The sequence below is a fragment of the Nocardia sp. CWNU-33 genome (assembly GCF_046764895.1).
Taxonomy (GTDB): Bacteria; Actinomycetota; Actinomycetes; order Mycobacteriales; family Mycobacteriaceae; genus Nocardia.
The window spans coordinates 311,899-322,944 of record NZ_JBKOQN010000001.1 but is presented as its reverse complement, the minus strand read 5'-3'; the positions used below and the strand labels follow the sequence as shown (position 1 = coordinate 322,944).

The window sequence follows — 11,046 nt, the reverse complement described above, 5'->3', positions numbered from 1 at the left end:
CTTCGTCCTCGCCCCCATAATGTAGCGGTCCCCTACGACAGCGGTTACCGTGTCCGTCGCGAGCTCAGGCACGGTACTTCCGATAACGATTGCCGTTGACCTCGGCGATGCTTTCGGTAGCGCTGTGGAGGGGAGCGTGTTCGTGTGAATAGGTAAGGTGAGCTGCTTCATGTTTCGCGTGGTCGGACAATATCGGCACGAGACATGGAAAGCGGTGCACGCATGACGCGCACGGCCCGGGTCCGGCCTACCCGGACCAGTAGAGCGCGCACCGCCACCTTGCCGCAGTTGATCGCGGCCGCCGTGGAGGCGAATCCGGCAGGCACCGCCATCGTCTGCGCCGATGCGACCAGCAGATCCGTCGCGCTGAGCTACGCCGAGCTGGACGAGCGCTCGACCCGGCTTGCGCGGTTGCTCATCGAGCGGGGCATCGGCCCCGAAGACCTGGTCGCGGTGGCCATGCCGCGATCACTGCATTCGGTGCTCGCCGTGTGGGCGGTCGCCAAGACCGGCGCCGGGTTTGTTCCCGTTGACCCGAACTATCCGGCCGAACGGGTCGCGCACATGGTCGGCGATTCCGGGGTGCGCTTCGGGCTGACTGTCGCCGCAGTCCGTGACGATCTGCCCGACCTGGCCGAATGGCTTGTCATCGATACTCCGGATGCGGCACAGCTGCTGGAGGAGTATCCGGCGGATCTGATCACCTATCTGGATCGGGTGCGGCCGCTGTATGTCGAACATCCCGCGTACGTCATCTACACGTCGGGTTCCACCGGCAAGCCGAAAGGCGTGGTCGTCACGCACGCCGGGCTGGCCCGCTTCTGCGATGAGCAGCGGGCCGGCTATCGGGTCACGCGCACCGCGCGCACCATGCATTTCGCGTCCCCGTCCTTCGATGCCTCGGTGCTCGAGCTGCTGCTCGCACTCGGCGGCGCCGCAACCATGGTGGTGGTCGCGCCGACGGTGTACGGCGGTGCGGAACTCGCCACCGTCCTGCGCAGGGAAGCGGTGACCCATGCGTTCGTCACGCCGGCGGTATTGGCCTCGGTGGATCCGGCCGGTCTCGACGAGCTGGCTGTGGTGATCGTCGGCGGCGACGTCTGCCCGCCGGAGTTGGTGCGGCGCTGGGCGTTGCCGATCGGGTCGGCGCGCACCCGCGAGTTCTGCAATGGTTACGGGCCGACCGAGACCACCATCATGACCAATATCAGCGCGCCGCTGGTTCCTGGTGCGCCGGTGACCATTGGTGCGGAGATCCGTGGCGTCACCGCCCATGTGCTCAACGATCGGCTGCGCCCGGTGCCCGATCGGGTGATCGGCGAGCTATATCTCGCAGGAGCACCACTGGCTCGCGGCTACCACGGCCGGCCCGCGCTCACTGCCGCCCGCTTTGTGGCCGATCCATTCGATCCGGCCGGCGGTAGGCTCTACCGCACCGGCGATCTGGTGCGCCGTACTCCCAGCGGTGAGCTGGAATACCTGGGTCGCAACGACTCGCAGGTGAAGATCCGTGGGTTCCGCATCGAGCTCGGTGAGATCGATGCCGTGCTGGCATCGCATCCGCACGTCGACTTCGCCGTCACGGTCGGTCACCGGCTCGACAGCGGGGCCACGGTTCTCGCGTCGTATGTGCACGCCGTGCACGGGATGCCGATCGATACCGGGGTTTTGGCGGCACTGGCCGAGCAGGCCCTGCCCGCCCACATGGTGCCCGCCGCGATCACGGTCCTCGACGCGGTTCCGCTGACGTCGAATGGCAAGCTGGATCGGACGGCGTTGCCCGCGCCGGTGTTCGAAGTGAAGGCGTTGCGCGCACCGTCGACACCGATCGAGGAGATCGTCGCGGGCACAGTCGGTGACGTGCTCGGGGTCGCGCGGGTCGGTCTGGACGACAACTTCTTCGATCTCGGCGGTAATTCCCTGCTGGCCACCCAGGTGACCGCGCGCCTGGATGCCGCGCTGAACACCCGGCTCGCGGTGCGCGACCTGTTCGACGCGTCGACGGTCGATGCACTGGCGGTGCTCGTCGAACGCAACGCAGGCTCGGGGCGGAGTAGGCCACGGCTGGTCGCTGGTGAGCGTCCGGAGCGGATTCCGCTGTCGCTGGCGCAGCAGCGGTATTGGTTCCTCAACCAGTTCGACACGGCCACCTCCGCGGTGGACAATATTCCGCTCGCGGTGCGGCTGTCCGGCGCGCTGGACGTGGTTGCGCTCGGCGCGGCGATCGGCGATGTGCTGATCCGCCACGAAGTGCTGCGGACCACCTATCCGAGTTCTGGCGACCATCCGCATCAGGTGATCCACCCGGTGCCCGCGACGCCGTTCGCGTTGGTTCCTTTCGACACCGACGAAGCCGATCTGGTGCCCGCGCTCATCGAATTCGCGTTGACCACCTTCGATGTCACGGTCGAGGTACCGCTGGCGATGGCGCTGTTCCGGTTGTCCCCGGACGAACACGTGGTGGCGTTCGTGGTGCACCATGTGGCGGCAGACGGTGCGTCGATGGGGCCGCTCGCGCGTGATCTGATGCTGGCATACGCGGCGCGCGTGGCCGGGAATGCGCCGCAATGGCTTCCGCTGTCGGTGCAGTATGCCGACTATGCGCTGTGGGAGCGAGCGGTGCTCGGCTCCGAGGATGACCCGGAATCACTTGCCGCACAACAGATCATGTACTGGCAGACGGCGTTGGCCGGACTGGCGGACCAACTCGAGTTGCCCACCGATCGCCCGCGTCCGCCCGCGCAATCGTTCCGCGGCAAGTCGGTTCGCTTCGAGATCTCGCCGGACCGGCACGCTCGGCTGCATGAGCTGGCCCGGGCACACCATGCTTCGCTGTTCATGGTGGCGCATGCTGCGTTGGCGGTGCTGCTCGCGCGGCTGTCGGGCAGCGCTGACGTCGCGGTCGGCACGCCGATCGCGGGTCGCGGCGAACGCGAACTCGATGATCTGATCGGAATGTTCGTCAATACGCTGATTTTCCGTGTGAGTGTGGGTGCAGACGAACGGTTCTCGGACCTTCTCGTCGATGTGCGAGAGCGGGATCTGGAGGCGTTCGCAAACGCGGACGTGCCGTTCGAGCGCATTGTCGAAGCGCTGAACCCGGCGCGTTCGACGGCGCGCAATCCGCTGTTCCAGGTGGGTCTGTCGTTCCAGAACCTGGCCGAGACCGCCTTGGAACTGCCAGGGCTGTCGGTCGGCGGTGTGGAATTCGACCTGCAGCTCGCCAAGACCGACCTGCATATCTCCTTGCGCGACCGGTATGCCGCGGACGGTACGCCCGCTGAGATCGTTGCCGAATTCGGTTACGCCACAGACCTTTTCGATGAGTCGACGGTGCGTGGGTTCGCGGATCGGTTTCTCCTGGTCCTCGATGCCGTGATCGCCGACCCCGAGGTCGTCGTCGGTGCGATCGATCTGCTGGCGCCGGAGGAGTCGACGCGGATTCTCGCGGGCTGGAACGACACCGCGCGTGCGGTCGATCCGGCCGCGACGTTGGTGTCGTTGTTGGATGCGACGGTGGCGACGTCGCCGGGTGCGGTGGCGTTGGTTGCCGATGAGCCGGATGGCCGGCGTGAGCTGACTTATGCCGAGCTCGATGCTCGGGTGAATCGATTGGCGCGATATCTGATCGGGCGTGGTGTTGGTCCGGAGGATCGGGTGGCGTTGGCGATTCACCGGTCGGCGGATCTCGTGGTCGCGATGTATGCGGTGGCGAAGTCGGGTGCGGTGTATGTGCCGGTGGATCCGGATCAGCCTGCTGACCGCGTCGATGACATCCTGGATACGGCTGGGCCGGTATGTGTGCTGACGACGGCGAACGATGGGTTCGTCGCTGCGGCGGTGGATTCCGTGGCGATCGACGAGGTCGATCTGTCGGCGTATGCCGATGCGCCCGTCTCGGCGGATGAGCGTCGTAGTGTCCTGACGGCCGCGAACACGGCGTATGTCATCTTTACCTCGGGTTCGACTGGTCGGCCCAAGGGTGTCGCTGTCTCGCACGGTGCGATCGTTAACCAGCTGCTGTGGAAGGCGGACGAATTCGGCCTCGGTGCCGAGGACACTGTGCTGTTGAAGACGGCGGCGACGTTCGACTTGTCGGTATGGGAATTCTGGTCGGCGGCGGTGTGCGGTGGACGGGTGGTGATCGCCGCGCCCGATGGCCACCACGACCCGGCATACCTGAACGAGTTGATGACGCACGAGTCGGTGACAACGCTGCATGTGGTGCCGTCGATGCTGGATGTGTTGCTGGTCGGGCGGCTGCCGGGGTCGTTGCGTCGGGTGCTGGCGATCGGTGAGGCGTTGCCCGCGGCGACCGCGCAGCGGTTCCGGCGTCGTAGTTCTGCTGAGTTGTTCAACTTGTATGGTCCGACCGAGGCCGCGGTGTCGATCACCAATCACCGTGTCACGGATGCCGATTCGGTGTCGGTGTCGATCGGTGCGCCGGAGTGGAACAGTCGGGTCTTTGTGCTGGACGCGCGGTTGCGTCCGGTTCCGGTGGGTGTGTCCGGTGAGTTGTATCTTGCCGGTGCACAGTTGGCACGCGGCTACTTCGGGCGCGCGGATTTGACTGCGGAGCGGTTCGTGGCGAATCCGTTCGGGTCCTCGGAGCGTATGTACCGGACCGGTGATCTGGTGGCGTGGAATGCTGCTGGTGAGTTGGAGTATCGGGGTCGTACCGATTTCCAGGTGAAGATCCGTGGCTTCCGCATCGAGCCGGGAGAGATCGAGGCAGCGCTGCTGGCCTTGCCGCAGATCGCGCAGGCCGCCGTCATCGCGCTATCCGATCCGAGAATCGGTGACCGATTGGTCGCGTACCTGGTCGCGGCGGGTCCCGGCTCGGGTGCGGATGTTGTTGCGGTGCAGGCGGCGTTGTCGGCGGTCTTGCCGTCGTACCTGATGCCGAGTGCCTATGTGACACTCGACGCGCTACCGCTGACCGCCAACGGCAAGCTCGACCGCACGGCATTGCCAGAACCGGAATTCGAGACGCGGGTCTTGCGTGCCGCCTCGACTCCGATCGAGGAGATCGTGGCGGGCGTGTTCGCCGAGGTACTCGGCGTCGAGCGAGTCGGCGCCGACGACGACTTCTTCGCGCTGGGCGGCAACTCACTGCTTGCCACTCAGACCGTGGCCCGGGTCGGCGCGGCACTGGATACCCGAGTGCTGGTGCGTCAGCTGTTCGAAGCGCCGACTGTTGCGGGGTTGGCTGCCAAGGTCGAGCAGCACGTCGGCACGGGCGGGCGACTCGCATTGGTCGCCCGAACGCGACCGGAGCGAATCCCGTTGTCGCTCGCCCAGCTTCGAATGTGGTTCCTCAACCAATTCGACACCGACTCGGCGGCCTACAACATCCCGGTGGCGCTGCGGCTGTCCGGCGAGCTGGACATCGCCGCGCTGCACCTGGCCGTGCGCGACATGGTCGCCAGACACGAAGTGCTGCGCACGCTCTACCCGCAGACCCCCGACGGCCCGATTCAGCAGGTGCTCGCACCGCACGAGGTGCCTGTCGATCTCGCGCCAGTGCACATCGCGGAAAGCGAGGTCGGCCGACAGGTGCAGCACCTCGCGGGCGCGGGCTTCGACGTCAGCGTCGAGGTCGCATTCCGCGCCACCCTGTTCCAGGTCGACGACGGCGAATACATACTGGTTTTCGTTGCCCACCACATCGGGGCCGACGGCTGGTCGATGGGGCCGCTGGTGCGCGACGTCATGCTCGCCTACTCCGCCCGCAGTGCTGGTGCGGCCCCGGCATGGACGCCGCTGCCTGTGCAGTACGCGGATTACAGCATCTGGCAGCGGGCACTGCTCGGCACGGAATCCGATGCGGACAGCGTGATTTCGGTGCAGGCCGGTTACTGGCGTACCGCGCTGGCCGGTTTGCCCGGCGAGCTGAACCTGCCCACCGACCGCACCCGTCCCGCGGTGCAGTCTTTTGCGGGCGGTACCACGGATTTCGTGGTCGACGCGCAGGTGTACGCCGGCCTGCGCCGACTGGCTCGCGAGCACAACGCGACCATGTTCATGGTGGTGCACGCCGCGCTCGCGGTGTTCCTCGCTCGGTTGTCCGGCAGCGACGACATCGCCATCGGCACCGCGGTGGCCGGGCGCGGCGAGGCCGAACTCGACGACATGATCGGCATGTTCGTCAACACCCTGGTGCTGCGTACGCAGGTGCCGGGTGAGCTCACCTTCGGTGCGCTGCTCGCCCGGACCAAGGACGCCGACCTGCAGGCCTTCGCACACGCCGACCTGCCGTTCGAGCGTCTGGTCGAGCTGCTCAATCCGCCGCGCTCGACCGCGCGGCATCCGCTGTTCCAGGTGGCGCTGTCGTTCCTCGATCTCCCCGACAGCAGCTTCGAGCTACCCGGGCTCAGCATTCAGACCGTCGATTTCGACATCACCGTCGCGCCGTACGATCTGGCCCTTGCCATCCGAGCGGCAGGTGACTCCGGCGACGGCGTCGGCCTGTACGGCGAATTCACCTACGCGCGAGACCTTTTCGACGATGTCACCGTCCGAGTATTCGCCGATCGGTTCACCCGGCTGCTCGCGGCGATCGCCACCGGGCCGCAGATCCCCGTCGGCGACCTGCCGCTGCTCGACGCCGCCGAAAGCGCGCTGCTGACCGGCCCGCACCGGGATCGGCCGATGGCCACCGGGCTGTTGCCCGACCTGCTGACGCGTGCCGTCCACGCCGACCCCGAGGCCATCGCTGTGCGCCACCAGGGCCGCTCGGTGAGCTATCGCGAACTCGACAAATACTCCTCGCGGTTGGCGCGTGTACTGATCGACCGCGGCGTCGGCCCGGATGGCCTGGTGGCCCTTGCCTTCCCGCGTTCCTACGACATGGTCGCCATGGTGTGGGCCGTAGCGAAGGCCGGTGGCGCATACCTGCCGATCGACCCGACCTATCCCGAGGAACTGATTCGGCACATGGTGACCGACTCCGGTGCGATCGTCGGGGTCACCGCCGCCGCGTACGCCGAGGAGTTGCCTGGTCGCGGGTGGCTGGTGCTCGACGATCCCGGCACCCAAGCGGTGGTAACGGCATACGCGGCCGATCCGGTCACCGATCGCCACCGGCTGACGCCATTGCGGCCGCAGCATCCGGCGTATGTCATCTATACCTCCGGTTCGACCGGAATCCCCAAGGGCGTCACTGTCACCCACGCCGGACTCGACGGCCTGATCGACTACGCGACAGAAGTGTTCGCGGTCGCGCCGCGGCACCGGTTCCTGCACCTGTGCTCGCCGAGCTTCGACCCGTCGGTCCTGGAATGGCTGTGCGCCTTCCACACCGGGGCGACCCTGGTAATCGCGCCGCCGACCGTGGTCGCGGGTCAGGAGCTGGCCGAATTACTGCGGACGGAACGGGTTACCCACGCGATCTGCACGCCCGCGGTGCTCGGCACGGTCGATCCGACGGGACTGCCGGAGCTCGAATTCCTCTGTGTCGGCGGTGATGTGACCACGCCGGAGCTGGTGGAGAAGTGGCAGCCGGGTCGCCGGTATGTCAACGGATATGGGCCGACCGAGGCGACTGTCGCGGCCTCCTTCGGTGACCTGCACCCGGGGCGGCGCGTCACGATCGGCAAGCCCGTGCGCGGAATGTCGTTGCTGGTGCTGGATTCGCGGTTGCGTCCGGTGCCACCCGGAGTTGCCGGTGAGCTCTATCTGGCGGGTGCGGCGCTGGCCCGCGGCTATCACAACCGTGCCGGACTGACGGCGCAACGCTTCGTCGCCGATCCGTGGGGCGGTCCCGGTGCGCGGATGTATCGCACCGGGGATGTGGTGCGTTGGTACGCCGAACCGGGGGAGCGGGCGGGCAATGCCGCTGTGCCCTCGGTGGATTGGGAGCTCGACTGGGTCGGACGCGCGGACTTCCAGGTGAAGATTCGTGGTTTCCGCATCGAGCTCGGCGAGATCGACGTGGTGTTGGCGAGTCACGACGATGTGGAATTCGCGGTCACCCTCGGTCGTGATACCCGCAGCGGTGAGAAGATGCTCGTCGCCTATACGCTTGCCGCGCCGGGCCGGACCATCGATACGGCCGAGCTCGCCGAGTATGCCGCGAGTATTCTGCCCGCGCACATGGTGCCCGCGGCGATCGTTGTGCTCGAGGAGCTTCCGCTGACCCCGGTCGGCAAACTCGACCGCGCTGCGCTGCCCGAGCCCGACCGCGCGCCGCGACAATACCTGGCGCCGTCGACCCCGCTGGAGCAGGTCGTTGCGGAGGTGTTCGCCGAGGTGCTCGGCGTCGAGCGCATCGGTGCGGACGACGACTTCTTCGCACTGGGCGGCAGTTCGCTGGTGGCGACGCGTGCGGCGAGCCGACTGCGCGTCGAGACCGGTGCCGAGGTGCGGGTGCAGTGGTTCTTCACCGACGCCACCGTCGCGGCGCTGGCTCGCCGGATCGGAGTCTCGGACACCTCCGCCGAGGACGATGCCGCGTCGAATGTGAACGCCGCGCTGGAAGTGTTGCTGCCGATTCGCGCGGCAGGCGCGGCCGCGCCACTGTTCTGCATTCACCCGATGGCCGGATTGGCCTGGTGCTATGCAGGTCTCGGGTCGCACGTGCGGAGGGATCGGCCGATCTTCGGGCTGCAGTCGCCCGCCCTGTCCGAGCCGGGTTACCTGCCGGATGCACTGGACTCGATGGTGCGCCGCTACGTGACGGAGATCCGCGCGGTGCAACCGGAGGGGCCCTATCACCTGCTCGGCTGGTCTCTCGGCGGCACGCTTGCACACGCCGTTGCGGTCGAACTACAGGCCGAGGGCGCGCAGGTGGCGCTGCTGGCACTACTCGACGGTCGCACTGGCGGCAATATCGCCGACTTCCGCGCCGAGATCCGTGCCGCCTTCGCCGAACTCGGCATCGACGCCTTCCCCGGCACCGATGACCTGCAGGCGCTCGACGACACCGCACTGGCCGCCCTGCACGCCGCCATCTCGCCCGAGCTGGCCGTCCTCACCGCAGAACGGCTCGGCCGGATCTACCGAGCCGCGGTGCGCTCTGTCGAGCTCGCCGTCGACCACCGGCACCGGGTCTTCCACGGCCGAATGGACTACTTCACCGCCGCAGGTCACGAGACCGAGCACGCGGCCTGGCAGCACTACGTCGCCGGCGCCATCGTTGCGCATCCGGTTCCCGCCCGCCACGAGCAGCTGACCTCCCCGGAGGCACTCGACATCATCGGTCCACAGCTCGCCGCCCTGCTCGACCGGCAAACTGTCCCGAGCATCGCGATGCCGGAAGTTGGTGTCGCGCCGGTGTTTACGACGGCGACCGGCATCGAACGGGCCGCCGAGGCCACCGCTGCCCCGGCGGCCGAGGTACCGGACGTTGCCTTCGTGCCGGTAGCTGCGGCAGCGCCGGGTGTCGACGAAACACCGGTAGCTCCCACACCCGAGGTCGACGTGCCTCGAGTGGTCGTCGCGCCGATGGCTTCGACAGCGACGAGTGTCGAAGGTAAGCAGGAGGTGGCTGCCGCTCCCGAGGCCGGGATGCGGGGCGTTGCGGTTGGGCCGATGGCTTCGACGGCGTCGAGTATTGAAGGCATGCGGGAGGTGGCTGCCGCAGCCGAGGCCGGGGTCTCCGCTTTCACTGTGGTGCCGAGGGTGACCGCAATGCCGAACGTCGAACCACTCGCCGACGCCACGCCCCACGGTGCGGCTCCGGAAGCCGTGCGGCAGTCACCACGACTGGGGGAACCCTATGACGATGCAGCGGGTCCGCTGCCGTTGACGCCGAATGCTGCGCGTTTGCTGGAGGCCGGTGTCGAGGTGCGGGCGATCGTGATCGAGGTGCCGTCGAATTGTTCGGCCGAAGCTGTGCAGTCGGCTGTCGATACCGTGCTCGAACAGCATCCGATGCTGTGGGTCCGGTTGCGTCGTGGCGAGCGCTCCGGTGCACCGGTGTTCGAGATCCCGGCCGCGGACCAGCGGCTCGACGAGGCCTTCCTGCAATTGGATGCGACGAGCACGGAGACCGCGCCGCCGCTGGATGATGTGGTGCGCGAGGTGGCCACCGAACTGGATCCCGCGCACGGCCGCAATATCCGCTTCGTCCTGATTCGTGGGCAGCACGACGCGACACTGGTGGTGGTGGCCAACGGTTTGGTGGTCGACGACGCCTCGTGGCGCACGATCATCGACAAGCTCTCCACCGCCTGGTGGCGTGGCAGACACGCCACCCCCGCAGTGCCGGAATCGGGTCTGCGCGAGCTGCTGCGGGAGTTGTCGCGGCGGTCGGAAGGCCCGGACGTCATCGATGAAATGTCTTGGTGGCAGGACACTTTGGGGGCGGTACCCGCGACCCTCAATCCCGTGGGCGACTCACATCCACGATCACGCCGCCGGGTGTCGCTGACCATCACTGCCGAGGGCACCGCGGCCGTCGCCGTCGCGGCCGCGGCGTATCAGGCCGAGGTCGAGGAGGTCCTGCTGACCGCGGTGGCCCTCGCACTGGTCACCGCCGCCGGTGAGACAGTCACCCGCACCATCGGCCCGGTGATCCGACTGGCCGCCGACGCCCGCTCGGTGACTGTGACCGACACCATTGTGGGCGGGTTCACCACGGACTACCCGCTCCCGCTGTGGCTGGACGGTGTGGATGTGGCGGACGCGCTCATCGGTGGCCCCGCGGCAGGCGTCGCGATCGGCCAGGTCAGGGAGCTGCGCCGGTCGGCGCCGGGACGTGGCGTCGGTTATGGCGTGTTGCGTTATCTCAACTCCGACACCGGCGCGCGGCTGCGGGCGCTGCCGCGGGGGCGCTTCGCGCTCCGGTATCGTGATCTGCGTCCGGCCCGGGTGCACAGCGAGGCGCCGAGCGGTGACCTGTTGCTCGACCTCACCGCCGATGCCACCGCCGAGGGCATGCTGATCCGCTTCGACTACGCCGCCGACGTGTTCGGCGGTGACGAGGTGAAGACCTTCGCCGAGCATTGGATCCGGGCATTGGGCGGGCTGGCCGAGCACGGCCAGCAGCTGATGGGCAGGTGACGCCCGTCTCGGTAGGCGAGGCAGAGGTGGTCGTGATTGGCC

At 67.6% G+C, this 11,046-nt stretch carries 1 pseudogene; it reads left to right on the top strand.

The features are described from left to right. Nucleotides 1-276: 276 nt before the first annotated feature. A pseudogene (locus ACLMAL_RS00970) lies at nt 277-11,004 on the top strand (amino acid adenylation domain-containing protein); the annotation flags it as partial. Nucleotides 11,005-11,046: the final 42 nt, after the last annotated feature.